This is a genomic window from Pseudomonas lurida, from assembly GCF_013522705.1.
GTDB classification, from domain to species: domain Bacteria; phylum Pseudomonadota; class Gammaproteobacteria; order Pseudomonadales; family Pseudomonadaceae; genus Aquipseudomonas; species Aquipseudomonas quebecensis.
The window spans coordinates 236,790-252,315 of sequence record NZ_JAAMRE010000005.1 but is presented as its reverse complement, the minus strand read 5'-3'; the positions used below and the strand labels follow the sequence as shown (position 1 = coordinate 252,315).

Genomic DNA, 15,526 nt, shown 5'->3' with positions numbered 1-15,526 from the left:
CGTGAGCCGGGTACGCTGGCCAATGCACACCGGTCAGTTGGAAGGAATAAACAATCGAATAAAGGTCATCAAACGAATGGCGTACGGTTACCGGGACAGCGAATTCTTTTTCATGAAGATCAAGAGCATCTTTCCCGGCAATCCGTGAAGAACCAAAAAAAAGGGGAGCACCTGCTCCCCCGAGGATTAAACGGTTGTGTCGAAGGCTGGATCAGCCTTCGATTTCGATCAGGATCTCGCCAGGGTTGACCCGGTCGCCCTTGGCCACATGCACGGCGGTCACTTTGCCGGCAATCGCGGCCTGCACCTCGGTCTCCATCTTCATGGCTTCGGTGATCAGTACGGCCTGGCCGGCCTTGACCACATCGCCTTCCTTGACCAGCACGTCGACGATATTGCCCGGCATCGCGGTGCTCACATGGCCCGGCGCTGTTGCGTGCTTGCGCTGGCTGCCGCCACTGCTGACGAATTCGTTGAGCGGCTCGAACACCACTTCTTCGGGCATGCCGTCGATGGACAGGTAGAAGTGGCGCTTGCCTTCGGCCTTCACGCCGACGCCGGTGATGTCGACCCGGTAGCTTTCGCCGTGCACGTCGATGACGAATTCGGTCGGCACGCCTTCGCCACCGGCGCGGGCTACGCTGCCCGCCTCGGGAATCGGCAACAGCACTTCAGGGGCCAGGGTGCCTGCGTCGCGCTCCTCGAGGAACTTGCGCCCGATGTCCGGGAACATCGCGTAGGTCAGCACGTCCTCTTCGGATTTGGCCAGTGTTCCGATTTCACCGCGCAGCTTGGTCATTTCCGGCTTGAGCAGGTCGGCCGGGCGTACATCGATAACGTCCTCGCTGCCGATGGCCTGACGCCGCAGCTTTTCATTCACCACGCCCGGCGCCTTGCCATAGCCGCCCTGCAGGTAGAGTTTCACTTCGTTGGTGATGGTCTTGTAGCGCTCACCGGCCAGCACGTTGAAGAACGCCTGGGTGCCGACGATCTGCGAGGTCGGGGTGACCAGTGGCGGGAAGCCGAGGTCTTCCCGCACGCGCGGGATTTCCGCCAGCACTTCGCCCATGCGATTGAGCGCGCCCTGCTCCTTGAGCTGGTTGGCCAGGTTGGAAATCATCCCGCCCGGTACCTGATTGACCTGCACGCGAGTATCGACGGCGGTGAATTCACTTTCGAACTGGTGGTACTTCTTGCGCACAGCGTAGAAGTACAGACCGATTTCCTGCAGCAGCTCCAGGTCGAGGCCAGTGTCGAATTCGCTGCCTTTGAGCGCGGCGACCATCGACTCGGTACCTGGGTGGCTGGTGCCCCAGGCAAAGCTGGAGATCGCGGTGTCGATATGGTCGGCACCGTTTTCGATGGCCTTGAGTTGGCACATCGCGGCCAGGCCGGCGGTGTCGTGGGAGTGGATGAAAACCGGCAGGCCTTGCTCTGCTTTCAGCGCCTTGACCAGTTCACCGGTGGCGTACGGCGTCAGCAGGCCGGCCATGTCCTTGATCGCGATCGAATCGCAGCCCATGGACTCCATTTGCTTGGCCTGGGCCACAAATGCGTCGATGGTGTGCACCGGGCTGGTGGTGTAAGCGATGGTGCCCTGGGCATGCTTGCCGGCGGCTTTTACTGCTTCGATGGCCACGCGCAGGTTACGCACGTCGTTCATCGCATCGAAAATGCGGAACACATCGATGCCATTCACTGCGGCCTTGGCCACGAACGCTTTGACCACGTCATCGCTGTAGTGGCGGTAGCCCAGCAGGTTCTGGCCGCGCAGCAGCATTTGCAGACGGGTGTTGGGCAACGCGGCGCGCAGTTTACGCAGGCGCTCCCACGGGTCTTCCTTGAGGAAGCGCACGCAGGCGTCGAAGGTCGCGCCGCCCCAGACTTCCAGGGACCAGTAGCCGACTTTGTCGAGCTTGTCGCAGATCGGCAGCATGTCGTCGGTGCGCATGCGGGTGGCGAGCAACGATTGGTGAGCGTCGCGCAGGATGGTGTCGGTAACGAAGATCTTTTTAGTCATTGGTATCTCCTCATAGCGGCAAGTTTCAAGCTACAAGCCGCAAGAAAAAGCCACTCTGCTTTTACTTGCAGCTTGCCGCTTGCAACTTGCCGCTGTTTATTCATAAACCCGCATGCGCGGCGATGGCGGCGGCGATGGCAAGGGCCAGCTCTTCGGGTTTGCGCTTGATCGAGTAGTTGGTCAGCTCAGGGTGGCTTTCCACAAAACTGGTGTTGAACTGGCCGCTGCGGAATTCCGGGTTGCGCAGGATTTCCTGGTAGTAGGCGGCGGTGGTCTTCACGCCTTGCAGGCGCATGTCGTCCAGGGCACGCAGGCCGCGGTCCATGGCTTCTTCCCAGGTCAACGCCCAGACCACCAGTTTCAAGCACATGGAGTCGTAGAACGGCGGGATCGTGTAACCGGTGTAGATCGCCGTGTCGGTGCGCACGCCGGGGCCGCCGGGTGCGTAGTAACGGGTGATCTTGCCGAAGCTTGGGAGGAAGTTGTTCTTCGGGTCTTCGGCGTTGATGCGAAACTGCAACGCAAAGCCACGGTGCTGGATGTCTTCCTGCTTCACCGACAGCGGCAGGCCCGAGGCGATGCGGATCTGCTCACGGACGATGTCGATCCCGGTGATTTCTTCGGTGATGGTGTGTTCCACCTGCACCCGGGTGTTCATCTCCATGAAGTACACCTCGCCCTCGGCGAGCAGGAACTCCACGGTGCCGGCATTCTCGTAGCCCACGGCCTTGGCCGCGCGCACCGACAGGTCGCCGATGTAAGCGCGCTGTTCGGGGGTCAGCTGTGGGCTGGGGGCAATCTCGATCAGCTTTTGGTTGCGACGCTGAATCGAGCAATCGCGCTCGAACAAATGCACTACGTTGCCAAAGCTGTCACCGAGGATCTGCGCCTCGATGTGTTTGGGGTTGACGATGCATTTTTCCAGAAACACTTCCGCCGAACCAAAGGCCTTGGTGGCTTCGGAGATCACGCGCGGGAAGGCTTGTTCGAGTTCTTCGCGGCTGTTGCAGCGGCGGATACCGCGACCGCCGCCACCGGACGTGGCCTTGAGCATCACCGGGTAACCGATGCGGTCGCCTTCGGTGAGCGCTTCGTGGATGTCGGCCACGTTGCCTTCGGTGCCGGGGGTGACCGGCACGCCGGCTTTGATCATGCTGCGGCGCGCTTCGGTCTTGTCGCCCATGCGGCGGATCACTTCAGCGGCGGGACCGATGAACTTGATCCCACGTTCGGCGCAGATGTCCGCCAATTCGGCATTTTCCGACAGGAAGCCGTAGCCGGGGTGCAGCGCATCGCAACCGGTTTCCACCGCCAGGTTCACCAGCTTGCGCGGGTTGAGATAGCCGGCCAGGGGCTCGGCGCCGATGCTGTGGGCTTCGTCGGCCCGTTTGACGTGCAACGCGTGGCGGTCGGCATCGGAATAGACCGCGACCGAACGGATACCCATCTCGGCGCACGCACGCACGATGCGGACGGCAATTTCACCGCGGTTGGCGATCAGGATCTTTTTTATCACTTGGAAATTCCCTTGAGCCGATTGCTGCGTTCTTCGACCCGCTGGAGCCGGGTCGGCGCGTGACCAAATGTTTCAGGCCAGTCGCGAGACACACACTAAGCTGCGCAAGGGATTAACAAAAATCAATAATTATTGGGTCGTGCATAAGTAAAGACTTATAGTTGGCCGGACGGCCTCGGAGGTGGAGACAAAATTATGCGCAAGTCATTGATGCGACTGACATTACGTCAGCTGCAGATATTCCACGAGGTGTGCGATTTGCGCTCTTACAGCCGCGCGGCCGAGGAAATGTCACTCACGCAACCGGCTGTCAGCCTGCAAATCCGCCAGCTCGAAGAGCTGATCGGCCAGCCGCTGTTCGAGTATGTCGGCAAAAAACTCTACATGACCGAGGCCGCCGAAGCCCTGCAACGGGCCAGTCGCGATATCTTTGGGCGCCTGGAAAACCTCGATATGCAGCTGTCGGACATGCAAGGCTCGCTGCAAGGCCAGTTGAAGCTGGCGGTGGAGTCCAGCGCCAAGTACTTCGTGCCGCACCTGTTCGCCGCCTTCAAGCGCCAGCACCCGGAGGTGCAACTGCAATTGACCGTGGTCAACCGCGCCCAGGTGATCCGCCGCCTCTCGGACAACCGGGACGACCTGGTGATCATGTCCATGGTGCCTCAGGACATGGGCCTGGAGTTCCTGCCCTTCCTCAACAACCCCATCGTCGCGGTGGCGCTGCCGGACCATCCGTTGAGCCTGCAAGGGCCGCTGCGCCTGCAGGACCTGGAGCCCTACACGTTGCTGCTGCGCGAACCCGGTTCGGGTACGCGGCTGGCGTGCGAAGAGTATTTCAAGGAAAAACGCGTGCACTTCACCCAGACGGTGGAAGTGGCGTCGGCCGAAGCCCAGCGTGAATGCGTCGCGGCCGGCCTGGGCATCGCCCTGTTGACGCGCCACGCCTTGAACCTGGAACTGGCCACCGGCGGGCTCAAGGAGCTGCCGGTGGAAGAACTGCCGCTGTTGCGCAGCTGGTGCCTGGTGCAGGCCAAGGCCAAGCGCCTGTCACCGGTGGCCCATGCGTTTCTGGGCTTTATCCGCAGCGAACGACAGCAGATCAGCGCCCTGGCTGAGCGCTTCGCTGGGCGGCCGCGGGTGCCTGCCAATGAAGCTCCGGATAGTCACTGATGCTCTGGAGCAACTGGCGCTCCTCACAACGGTCTTCGATTGCGCGACGGAACGCCATGCGGCGCTGGTCTTCCTGCTGACGACGGGTCTTTACGGCGCTGTTGCTGTCTTCGTAGGGACGTGCCATTTGGAATCTCCCAATGCAAGTGCGGGGAGCTCAGAATGGGCGCGAGGGATGACGGGGCGATGACAACCTGATGAAGATTCTGGACATACAGGAGCATCCCAATGTGGGAGGAAGCTTGCCCCTCCCACATTGGGATGTATGTACAGTGTTCAGTCGTCGAGGGCTTTGACGGACTTGGGTGACAGACGCAGGCTGCGCAAGCTGCGCTTCACGCTCTTGAGGTGATTGACCAGGCTCGGGCCACGGGCCATGGCTACGCCCATCGCCAGCACATCGATCACCACCAGATGGGCGATCCGCGAGGTCAACGGGGTGTAGATCTCGGTGTCTTCGTGCACGTCGATAGCCAGGTTGACCGTGGACAACTCCGCCAATGGCGTCTGGCTCGGGCACAGGGTGATCAACGATGCGCCACTTTCACGCACCAGGTTGGCGGTGATCAGCAAGTCCTTGGAGCGGCCCGACTGGGAAATGCAGATCGCCACGTCGGTTGGCTTCAAGGTCACGGCCGACATCGCTTGCATATGCGGATCGCTGTAGGCCGCCGCCGTGAGCAGCAGACGGAAGAATTTGTGCTGGGCATCGGCCGCTACCGCACCGGAGGCGCCGAAGCCGTAGAATTCCACACGCTGAGCCTGGGACATGGCTGTCACGGCTTTCTGCAGTTCCACCGGATCAAGCTTTTCGCGCACTTCCATCAGGGTGTGCAAGGTGGTGTCGAAGATTTTGAGGCTGTAGTCGGCGACGGAATCGTCTTCGTGGATCGCGAACTGGCCAAAACTGGCGCCGGCGGCCAGGCTCTGGGCCAGCTTGAGTTTCAGATCCTGGAACCCGGAGCAACCGATGGCGCGGCAAAACCGCACGATGGTCGGCTCGCTGATGCCCACGCTGTGGGCCAGGTCGGCCATGGAACTGTGCATCACGGCCGCAGGGTCAAGCAGCACGTGATCGGCAACCTTGAGTTCCGATTTGCGTAACAGGTGGCGCGACTGGGCGATATGTTGCAACAGGTTCAAAGGGCAGGACTCTTGTTATTGGCAGGGCCAGGGGATGTAGCAAGCTTGTAGTTATACTACAAGAATTGCCGTTTTGCCCGTCCAACGCATCACTAAATCGCCCTGCTGCCCTGTGATTCAAAGGGCACACACTTTGTAGCCACACGGGCGCGGTCGGCGTCGCTAAGATAAATCCGCATTTCCCCGCAACAAATCCGCGAGCCCGTCGGCTGGCATCGGCCGGCTGATCAGGTAGCCCTGCACCTCGTCACATTGCTCGGCGCGCAGAAAGTCCAGCTGTTGTTGATCTTCCACACCTTCGGCCACCACCTTGAGCGCCAACCCGTGCGCCATGGCGATGATCGCTCGGGTAATGGCCGCGTCTTCACGACCTTGGCCCAGCCCGCGAATGAATGTTTGATCGATCTTCACGTAATCCACCGGGATACGCTTGAGATAACTGAGGGACGAATACCCGGTGCCGAAATCGTCGATCGCCAGCTTCACCCCCAGGTCTCGCAGTTGCTGGAAGGTCGCGATGATCGGTTCGACGCTGTCGAGCAGTTGGCTTTCGGTCAGTTCCAGCTCCAGGTATTGCGGGTCCAGGCCGGTCTCCTCCAAGACCTGGCGCACCAGGCTGACCAGCTTGCCCTGACGCAATTGATGCACCGACAGGTTCACCGACACTCGGATCGGCGCCAGCCCCTGGCGTTGCCATTCGCAGGCCTGCCGGCAGGCTTGGCGCAACACGAACTCGCCCAGCGGCACGATCAGGCCGGTCTCTTCGGCCAGGCCGATAAATTCGCTGGGTGGCACCATGCCCCACTGCGGATGTTCCCAACGGATCAGCGCCTCCGCAGCATTAAGCTTGCCGGTGGCCAGGCATAACTTGGGCTGGTAGAACACGCTGAGCTGGTGTTCGTCGATGGCCTTGCGCAGATGGTTTTCCAGCTGCAGGCGCTCCAGCGTGCTGGCTTGCAGGCTGTCGGTATAGAACTGGAAGTTATTGCCGCCCAGGTGCTTGGCATGCTGCATGGCCATGTTGGATTGACTGACCAGCGCGGAAATTTCCCGCGCATTGTCCGGCAACAGGCTGACACCCATCGACGCACTGACCACCAGTTCATGCCCGTCCACCGTGACCGGCACACGCAGCTTGGCCAGCAATCGCGTGGCCACCCGCGCCAGGCTCGACAAACTGCCGTAGGCATCGAACAACACCGCAAATTCATCCCCGGACAACCGCGCAATGGTGTCGGCTTCGGGCAGTGCATTGATCAAGCGCCGGGCCATCTTCTGCAGCAACTGGTCAGCCACTTCATGCCCCAGGCTGTCATTGAGCAGTTTGAAGCGATCCAGGTTGATGTGCAGCAGCGCCAGGCTGCGGCCCCCCTGGCGCACGCGCTGATGGGCCTCGCGCAGGCGCTCGCGGAACAGCGAACGGTTGGCCAGGCCGGTCAACTCATCGTAATGGGTGAGGTAGCGCATACGCTCTTCGGACTCGCGCCGCGCCGACAGATCAGCGAAGAACCCCACAATGTGGCTGACATTTCCTCGCACATCACGCACAACGTTCAATTGCAGCCACTGCGGGTAGAGTTCGCCATTCTTGCGCGTTTCAACCAGCTCGCCCTGCCAGGTGCCATGATTGAGCAGCGCCTGGCGGATCATCGGAAAATGACGCCGCGCATCGCGGCTGCTGGGCAACTCCACGACATTACGACCCAGCATGTCGTCGCGCTCGAAACCGGTGACGCGGCTGAAGGCCTGGTTGACCGCAATCAGCTTATAGTCCGGATCGAGAATCACGATGCCTTCGCTGGCAGCCTCGAAGACGGTCGACGCCAGGCGCTGCTGCTCTTCCAGGGCTTTGCCGGCGCTGATATCGCGGCGTGTGCCGAGCATACGGGTCACACGCCCACCGCGCCCGTGTTCAACCGCGCGGCCACGGTCTTCGATCCAGACCCAGTGACCGTCGCCGTGCCGCACCCGGTATTCCACCTGGTAGTCCTCGCTGCGTCCTTTGAGATGCTCCACCAGCGCGCGCTTGAGCAGCGGCAAGTCGTCGGGATGCAGGCGCGGCTTGAGGTGGCTGAGCATAGCGGTGACGCATTCAGGCTCCAGGCCGAACAGCTCTTTGATTTGAGTGTGGTGCACCTCGTCGGTTTGCAGGTTCCAGTCCCACAACCCCAACTCACTGGCCTGCAGCGCCATGGCCAGGCGGGCTTCGCTTTTATTCAGGGCCTGGCTGGCGAGGTCCAGCTCCTGGCTGCGTTGCGCCACGCGATCCTGCAGGCCGACCTGCACATCGCGCAGCTCCTGCTCGACCTGGCGCCGTTGCTCGACTTCACGCACCAGCTCGTGATTCAACTGCTCACTGCGCTGCTGCGCCCGCTGCAGATGCTCGATCAGCGCCTGATTCTGAAAACGGCGCAATAACCCGCGCTGGATCAGGCGATTGACCTGCCACGCCACCAGGCTCAAGGACGCCAGCAGAATCAGGCCCAACACCCCCCAACCTTGTTGCTGCGGCTCACCATTCCAGAACAGATAGACGATGGAAGGCACCAGGCAGGGCAAGGCAAATGACAGAAATGCGGGAAAACTCACGGCATACGCCACGCTGGCCGACAAGGTGGCCGCGCCGATCAGCCCAAACACCCAGGCCTGTTGCATGAAGCTGTTGACCGGCGCCAGGGCGATGGCGGCAGTCGCCAATGTCAGGCCACTGACCGCCGAACCGAGCATGAACATGCGCCGCCACACCGGCTGGGCCTGGCGGCTGGGCATGGCCGAATCGAACGCCGCCACTTGGATCACGCGCAGTGCCACCAGCGCCAGCAGCCAGACCAGCCAGATGCTGTCGAGCAAATATTGCGCAGGGGTCCACAGCAACCAGGCGCAGACCATCCCGTTGACCAACATCAGCAGAGTCGGCAGCAACGAGCCCTGATACAGCAGACGCGTGCGCTCGACTGCCAGCTCGGTGGCGTACTGTTTGTGGATAACCTGCGCGGGCATCGCCGAAGGGCCGGGCAGATCGGTGCTGAGGGTCATAGGCAGTGTTCTTATAATGGTGAGCCCGAAACGTCGACGGAGCATACACAAGCAAGCGCTGCGGCCAAACTGCTCCACGTCATAAAAACCTCACGGCCGCGCCACGCAAACCTGTGGGCCAGACGGCTTGAGCGAGACACCGCGCGGGCTGCACTGCCTGACTTACCGGTCATCCGCCGCACCCGTGCACGGCGTGCGCCGAACGTTTTGCGTTGACCGCCCGGCATTGGCATTTGCCCCACTCTGCTGGGAGCCATAGAATGCGCCGATGCGCGATGATCTCTCTCTTTTGCTTAATTCCCTCAACGATGCCCAACGCCAGGCCGTAGCCGCCCCCGTTGGCCGTCAGTTGGTCCTGGCCGGTGCTGGCTCCGGTAAAACCCGAGTGCTGGTGCACCGTATCGCCTGGTTGATCCAGGTCGAAAACGCGTCCCCGCATTCCATCCTGTCGGTGACCTTCACCAACAAGGCGGCCGCCGAGATGCGCCACCGCATCGAACAGCTGATGGGTATCAGCCCGGCCGGCATGTGGGTCGGTACGTTCCACGGCCTGGCACACCGCCTGTTGCGTGCGCACTGGCAGGAAGCGGGCCTGAGCCAGACGTTCCAGATCCTCGACAGTGACGACCAGCAACGCCTGGTCAAGCGCGTCATTCGCGAGTTGGGCCTGGACGAACAGCGTTGGCCCGCGCGTCAGGCCCAGTGGTTCATCAACGGCCAGAAAGACGAAGGCCTGCGCCCGCAACATATCCAGGCCAGCGGCGACTTGTTCCTGGCCACCATGCGCAGCATTTATGAGGCGTACGAAGCCGCCTGCGTGCGCGCCGGCGTGATCGACTTCTCCGAACTGCTGTTGCGCGCCCTCGACCTGTGGCGCGATAACCCGGGCTTGCTGGCCCATTATCAAAAGCGCTTCCGCCACATCCTGGTGGACGAGTTCCAGGACACCAACGCCGTGCAATACGCCTGGTTGCGCCTGTTGGCCAAGGGCGGCGACAGCCTGATGGTAGTGGGCGATGACGACCAGTCGATCTACGGCTGGCGCGGCGCGAAAATCGAGAACATTTACCAGTATTCCGAGGATTTCCCGGACGCGGTGACGATTCGCCTGGAGCAGAACTACCGCTCCACTGCCGGCATTCTCAAAGCCGCCAACGCCTTGATCGCCAACAATACCGGGCGCCTGGGCAAAGAGTTGTGGACCGACGGCGGCGAAGGCGAAGCGATCAATCTGTACGCCGCCTTCAACGAACACGACGAGGCGCGCTATGTGGTGGAAACCATCGAAAGCGCCCTGAAAACCGGCCTGGCGCGCAGCGACATCGCCATCCTGTACCGCTCCAACGCCCAATCGCGGGTACTGGAAGAAGCCTTGTTGCGCGAGCGCATCCCGTATCGCATCTATGGCGGCCAGCGCTTCTTCGAACGCGCGGAAATCAAGAACGCCATGGCCTACCTGCGCTTGCTGGAAGGCCGGGGCAACGATGCGGCGCTGGAACGGGTGATCAATATTCCGGCTCGTGGCATCGGTGAGAAAACCGTTGAAGCGATCCGCGAGCACGCGCGTCACGCCGATGTGTCGATGTGGGAGGCCATGCGCCTGCTGATCGCCAACAAGGGCCTGACCGGTCGAGCGGCCGGGGCGCTGGGCGTGTTTGTCGAACTGATCGAGAACCTTGCGGCCAAGTGCGAGCAGATGCCCCTGCACTTGATGACCCAGACCGTGATCGAACAATCCGGGCTGATTGCCTACCACGAGGCGGAAAAAGGCGAGAAAGGCCAGGCCCGGGTGGAAAACCTTGAGGAACTGGTGAGCGCGGCCCGCGCCTTCGAGACCACCGAAGAAGACGAAGAGCTGACCCCGCTCGCCGCGTTCCTCGGCCACGCGTCGCTGGAAGCCGGCGATACTCAGGCCGACGAGCACGAAGACAGCATCCAGCTGATGACCCTGCACAGCGCCAAGGGCCTGGAATTCCCCTACGTGTTCCTGGTGGGCATGGAAGAAGGCCTGTTCCCGCACAAGATGAGCCTGGAAGAACCTGGCCGCCTTGAGGAAGAGCGCCGCCTGGCCTATGTCGGTATCACTCGGGCGATGCAGAACCTGGTGATGACTTACGCTGAGACCCGACGACTCTACGGCAGCGAGACCTACAACAAGGTATCGCGCTTCGTACGCGAAGTGCCGAAAGGGCTGATTCAGGAAGTGCGCTTGTCCAACAGCGTCAGTCGCCCGTTCGGCGGTGGTCAGCAACAGAATTCCAGCAACATGTTCGCCGGTTCCGAGATTCCGGAAACGCCGTTCAGCCTGGGCCAGCAGGTCAAACATGCGATCTTCGGTGAAGGCGTGATCCTCAACTTCGAAGGCGCCGGTGCCCAGGCCCGCGTGCAGGTGAACTTCGCCGAGGGCAGCAAGTGGCTGATGATGGGCTACGCCAAGCTCGAAGCGATTTGACCTGGACCAGGCAAGGCGCGGTTTGTGGTGGGTGGGCCGATATCTGTAATTAGTCCTACAGACCCTTCGGATTTCGTCCTACGCAAAAGCCCGAAACATTATGTCGCTAGCCACTGTCATTACACCTGTGCAACATGGCGCGCGTGCAATCCACAAATGGGAATTCCCTTTATGAAACGTTTTCTTAGCATCGCCATGGCGTTGTGCATCGGCCTGACGATGAGCCTCGACGCCAACGCCAAACGCTTCGGTGGTGGCAAAAGCTCGGGCGCAGCGCCCACTCACCAGACCAGCCAAATGGCCCCATCCGCCGGTGCCGGCGGTGCAGCAGCCACTGCGGGCGCAGCCGGTGCGGCTGGCGCTGCGGCCAAGGCCGGCGGCGCTTCGCGCTGGTTGGGCCCACTGGCAGGTATCGCCGCCGGTGGCCTGCTCGCCTCCATGTTTATGGGTGGCGGCTTCCAGGGCATGCAGATCTTCGACATCCTGATCCTGGCGGTCATCGCGTTCGTGATCTTCCGCTTCATCGCCGCTCGTCGCCGCAAGCAACAGGAGCACCTGGCTCCGGCCGGCGCGCCAATGCAGCGTGAAGTGTTCGAGCAGAAGCCGGCCATGGGTTCGATCTTCGGTGGTTCGGCCGCACCTGCCGCCCGTCCGGTGATCAATGCACCGGCCTGGTTCAACGAAGAACGTTTCATCGAAGCGGCCCGCAGCCACTTCCAGTCCCTGCAGCAACACTGGGACGCCAATGAAATGGACAAGATCGCCGAGTTCGTGACCCCGCAACTGCTGGAGTTCCTCAAGCGCGAACGCGCCGACCTGGGCGACGGTTTCCAGTCGACCTACATCGACGACCTGCGCGTCCAGCTTGACGGTGTGGATGACCGCGCCGACAAGACCATCGCCACCCTGACCTTCAGCGGTGTGTCGAAAACCTCGCGTTTCGACCAGGGCGAAGCGTTCAGCGAAAGCTGGAACATGGAACGTGCCCAGGGCGACAACCAGCCATGGCTGGTCGCCGGTATCCGCCAGAACGGCTGATCCGTACTCGCTTGAGCCAGCAACACCGAAACCCCGGACCTGTCCGGGGTTTTCTATTTCACGGTTGCACTTATAGCGAGCTACTGTATAAAACGCCCCTATTAACCCGCGCCATCAGCAAGAGGATCCCGGCCGTGGAAGAAATCATCGAACAACTGCGTGAAGCCAACGAACCGGTCCCGGTTCCGCTGGAACTGCCTGACGAAGACCTGCTGGTGGAAATCGAAGAACAGCTGTTCATCGACATCCCCTTTGTCTTCCGCGAGTTCCTGCTGACCGTCAGCGACGTGGTCTACGGCAGCCTGGAGCCGGTGACCGTCACCGACCCACAATCCCACACCTACCTGCCGGATGTGGCCGCCAATGCATGGGATGCCGGTGTCGATCGCAGTTTGATTCCGATCTGCCAGGACGGCGACGACTACTACTGCGTCGAGGAAGACGGCACCGTGGTGCTGTGGTCCGCTGAAGAAGAACTCATCCAGGAAGAAACCTGGGAATCGGTCTGGCACTGGGCGCGGGACGTCTGGCTGGAAAGCTGAGTCCACAGGCCCTTCAGTGCTCCGGCGTATCCTTATGGTTATCCAGCGTCTCCAACAACGCGACCTGCATGCGCGTATGCACGCGGATGAACCAGCGCCAGAGCACCGCCGCCACCGCTGCCGTGACCACCGCGATCAACACCAGCAACTTGTTGGTCGGCAGAATACTGGCCGACAACGCGGCCAGTAGCAGAAAGATCACCAGCAGCGACAGAATCGGAATCAGCTCGGCGATTACACGCCGCACACGCTGGGTATGCCGTCCAGCCATTTCCGGTGTCACGCTCATCTCCGCCAGCAGCATCGACAGCGCTTTGAGCTTGCGGTACGCCGCGATCAGGAACGGCAGCGACAACAGCAATGCGCCGCCCCAGATCAACGCCTTCTGCCAGCTGGGATCGCTGACCCAACCCTCCAGATAGCCACCGATACGGGCGGCGAAATAGCTGCCGGCCAGGAAGATTGCCACTACCAGCGCCAGGTTCACCCCAACCTGCAGGACGATCTTGCGGATCATCGCCGCCAGCATCGCACCCTCTCCCTGAGGCTGAATGCTGCGCAGCCACTCGCCATACAGACCGAACACCCGGCTCATGCGCTGGGGCATCACTGCCGCCATCTTCAATGACAACGGATCGGCACCGCGAATCAGATAGGGCGTAAGCAAGGTTGTAATCGCCGAAACCGCCACCGCCACCGGATACAGAAAGTCACTGGTCACCTGCAACGTCATCCCAAGCGCGGCAATGATGAAGGAGAACTCGCCAATCTGTGACAGTCCCATCCCCACCCGCAGCGAAGTGCGCCCATCGTTGCCTGCGATAAATGCCCCCAGGCCACAGGAGAGCATTTTGCCCAGCACCACGGCCACCGTGATCACCGCGATCGGCCAGGCGTATTGCAGCAGGATCTGGGGGTCGATCATCAGGCCGATGGCGACAAAGAAAATCGCACTGAACATGTCGCGAACCGGCTCGATCAGGCGCTCGATCTTAATCAACTGCCGCGACTCGGCCATGATCGCTCCGATCAGGAACGCGCCCAACACCATGCTGTATTCCAGCTTGACCACCAGCAGGCAAAAACCGAAGCACAGGCCCAATACGGTAATCAACAACATCTCGTTGCTTTCAAATCTGGCCACGTAGGCCAACAGCCGCGGCACCAGCAGAATGCCGATCACCAGCGCCACAATCATGAACAGCGAGAGCTTGCCGACCGTGGAGAACACCTCGCCGGAGCTGACCGTGCCGCTCACGGCAATGCTCGACAGCAGCGCGATAATGCCGATCCCGAGGATGTCTTCCACGATCAATACGCCGAAAATCAGCTGGGCGAAACGCTGGTCTTTCATCTTCAGGTCATTGAGAGCTTTGACGATGATGGTTGTGGAAGAAATGGCCAGGATCGCGCCGAGGAACAGCGAATCCATGGTGCTCCAGTCGAACCAGCGCCCGATTTCGTAGCCGATCCAGATCATCAGGATGATTTCCAGGAACGCCGCGATAAACGCCGTGGCGCCAACCTTGAACAGCTTGCGCAGGCTGAACTCCAGGCCCAGGCAGAACATCAGGAAAATCACCCCCAGCTCGGCCAGGGTCTTGATGGTGTCTTCGTCGTGGATCAGCCCGAAGGGCGGCGTGTGCGGGCCAATAATAAACCCGGCGACGATATACCCCAGCACCACCGGCTGCTTGAGCCGATGAAACAGGACGGTCACCACCCCTGCCACCAACATGATCACAGCCAAGTCCTGAATGAAGCTGATGGCGTGCATGGCGAGGGGCTCCTTGAGGGTACCGGCAGTTTTCCCACTTCAGCTCGTACCCTTAAAGGCTGAAGGAAAAATCTACCTAAAACGTAAGAAATGCCCTTAGAAAGGCTTTTGAAGGTTAACACCGCGACTTCCGGCGAAAAGCCGGTGCAATATATGGAAACAGATCGGCCCACGCGTGACGGCAAGCCGCCCACCGGCGTCCCGTTAGGGCTAGCGCAGTAAAGAGTTCAGCACCCGCAGAGGTGCTTTCCCCACCAATGCCTATAACCCGTGAGTGAGCTATGGAACCCGGAAACGCCCAGCTGTCGATGACGGTCTTGATGACCCCTGATATGGCCAACTTCTCAGGCAATGTCCACGGCGGCACCTTGCTCAAGTACCTCGACGAAGTGGCCTACGCCTGCGCGAGCCGTTATGCCGGGCGCTATGTAGTGACGTTGTCGGTGGACCAGGTGATTTTTCGCGAGCCGATCCATGTCGGCGAGCTGGTGACCTTTCTCGCGTCGGTCAACTACACCGGCAATACCTCGATGGAAGTGGGCATCAAAGTGGTGACCGAGAACATTCGCGAGCGCTCGGTGCGGCATACCAACAGTTGCTTCTTTACCATGGTGGCGGTGGACGACCAGCGCAAACCGGCTGCCGTCCCGCCGTTGCAACCGCATAACAGCGAAGGCAAGCGCCGCTTCGTGCAAGCCCAGCAACGTCGGCAGATCCGCCAGGAGCTGGAAAAGCGCTACCAGGAAATCAAGGCCGACGCGCCGTAAGTCCGAGGCTGTAAACCCATTCACCCTGTGGGAGTGGGCTTGCTCCCACAGTGGGCCCGGTGTGC

At 61.0% G+C, this 15,526-nt stretch carries 12 protein-coding genes; 6 read left to right on the top strand and 6 right to left on the bottom strand.

The window, feature by feature from the left end; translation table 11 throughout:
* A partial coding sequence (locus G7025_RS07045) for a transposase (RefSeq protein ID WP_181077633.1) occupies positions 1-148 on the top strand: 148 nt, incomplete at its 5' end.
* A 63-nt stretch (positions 149-211) separates the two neighbouring features.
* Here G7025_RS07045 and oadA read toward each other — a convergent pair.
* Both oadA and G7025_RS07035 read right to left on the bottom strand, forming a co-directional pair.
* Positions 212-2,020, bottom strand: a complete 1,809-nt coding sequence (gene oadA / locus G7025_RS07040; protein ID WP_181077632.1) for a sodium-extruding oxaloacetate decarboxylase subunit alpha — start codon at positions 2,018-2,020, stop codon at positions 212-214.
* 100 nt (positions 2,021-2,120) lie between these two features.
* Positions 2,121-3,536, bottom strand: coding sequence for an acetyl-CoA carboxylase biotin carboxylase subunit (locus tag G7025_RS07035; RefSeq protein ID WP_034101546.1), 1,416 nt, complete (start codon positions 3,534-3,536; stop codon positions 2,121-2,123).
* A gap of 195 nt (positions 3,537-3,731) precedes the next feature.
* Here G7025_RS07035 and G7025_RS07030 point away from each other — a divergent pair, with 195 nt between their 5' ends.
* Complete coding sequence (locus G7025_RS07030) at positions 3,732-4,706, top strand: LysR family transcriptional regulator (RefSeq protein WP_181077630.1); 975 nt, start codon at positions 3,732-3,734, stop codon at positions 4,704-4,706.
* Here the strand turns inward: G7025_RS07030 and G7025_RS26720 are convergent.
* The 3 genes from G7025_RS26720 to G7025_RS07020 form a co-directional block, all read right to left on the bottom strand.
* The gene (locus tag G7025_RS26720) at positions 4,636-4,833 is read right to left on the bottom strand and encodes a PA3496 family putative envelope integrity protein (RefSeq protein WP_253509817.1); all 198 of its coding nucleotides are present in this window, start codon (positions 4,831-4,833) and stop codon (positions 4,636-4,638) included. The two genes, G7025_RS07030 and G7025_RS26720, sit on opposite strands and share 71 nt — an antisense overlap.
* 149 nt (positions 4,834-4,982) lie before the next feature.
* Positions 4,983-5,849: a transcriptional regulator HexR gene (gene hexR / locus G7025_RS07025; protein WP_003177007.1), complete on the bottom strand. Its 867-nt coding sequence runs from the start codon at positions 5,847-5,849 to the stop codon at positions 4,983-4,985.
* 162 nt (positions 5,850-6,011) lie between these two features.
* The gene (locus tag G7025_RS07020) at positions 6,012-8,885 is read right to left on the bottom strand and encodes an EAL domain-containing protein (protein WP_181077628.1); all 2,874 of its coding nucleotides are present in this window, start codon (positions 8,883-8,885) and stop codon (positions 6,012-6,014) included.
* Positions 8,886-9,153: 268 nt separating this feature from the next.
* Here G7025_RS07020 and uvrD point away from each other — a divergent pair, with 268 nt between their 5' ends.
* From uvrD to G7025_RS07005, 3 genes are all read left to right on the top strand, one after another.
* Entirely contained in the window at positions 9,154-11,337 is a 2,184-nt protein-coding gene (gene uvrD / locus G7025_RS07015; protein WP_181077627.1) for a DNA helicase II, read from the top strand.
* 171 nt (positions 11,338-11,508) lie between these two features.
* Positions 11,509-12,375, top strand: a complete 867-nt coding sequence (locus G7025_RS07010; RefSeq protein ID WP_034101550.1) for a Tim44 domain-containing protein — start codon at positions 11,509-11,511, stop codon at positions 12,373-12,375.
* Between the two features lie 134 nt (positions 12,376-12,509).
* Positions 12,510-12,917 (top strand): SMI1/KNR4 family protein, encoded by a 408-nt coding sequence (locus tag G7025_RS07005; protein ID WP_181077625.1) that lies wholly within the window; start codon positions 12,510-12,512, stop codon positions 12,915-12,917.
* 13 nt (positions 12,918-12,930) lie between these two features.
* Here G7025_RS07005 and G7025_RS07000 read toward each other — a convergent pair whose 3' ends face one another.
* Complete coding sequence (locus tag G7025_RS07000) at positions 12,931-14,694, bottom strand: cation:proton antiporter (RefSeq protein ID WP_181077624.1); 1,764 nt, start codon at positions 14,692-14,694, stop codon at positions 12,931-12,933.
* A 281-nt stretch (positions 14,695-14,975) separates the two neighbouring features.
* Here G7025_RS07000 and G7025_RS06995 point away from each other — a divergent pair, with 281 nt between their 5' ends.
* Positions 14,976-15,461: an acyl-CoA thioesterase gene (locus G7025_RS06995; protein ID WP_181077622.1), complete on the top strand. Its 486-nt coding sequence runs from the start codon at positions 14,976-14,978 to the stop codon at positions 15,459-15,461.
* Positions 15,462-15,526: the final 65 nt, after the last annotated feature.

Coding starts and splice junctions, on each gene's coding strand:
- oadA (WP_181077632.1), bottom strand. CDS start 2,020: ATGACTAAAAAGATCTTCGTTACCGACACCATCCTGCGCGACGCTCAC.
- G7025_RS07030 (WP_181077630.1), top strand. CDS start 3,732: ATGCGCAAGTCATTGATGCGACTGACATTACGTCAGCTGCAGATATTC.
- G7025_RS26720 (WP_253509817.1), bottom strand. CDS start 4,833: ATGGCACGTCCCTACGAAGACAGCAACAGCGCCGTAAAGACCCGTCGT.
- G7025_RS07020 (WP_181077628.1), bottom strand. CDS start 8,885: ATGACCCTCAGCACCGATCTGCCCGGCCCTTCGGCGATGCCCGCGCAG.
- uvrD (WP_181077627.1), top strand. CDS start 9,154: ATGCGCGATGATCTCTCTCTTTTGCTTAATTCCCTCAACGATGCCCAA.
- G7025_RS07010 (WP_034101550.1), top strand. CDS start 11,509: ATGAAACGTTTTCTTAGCATCGCCATGGCGTTGTGCATCGGCCTGACG.
- G7025_RS07000 (WP_181077624.1), bottom strand. CDS start 14,694: ATGCACGCCATCAGCTTCATTCAGGACTTGGCTGTGATCATGTTGGTG.
- G7025_RS06995 (WP_181077622.1), top strand. CDS start 14,976: ATGGAACCCGGAAACGCCCAGCTGTCGATGACGGTCTTGATGACCCCT.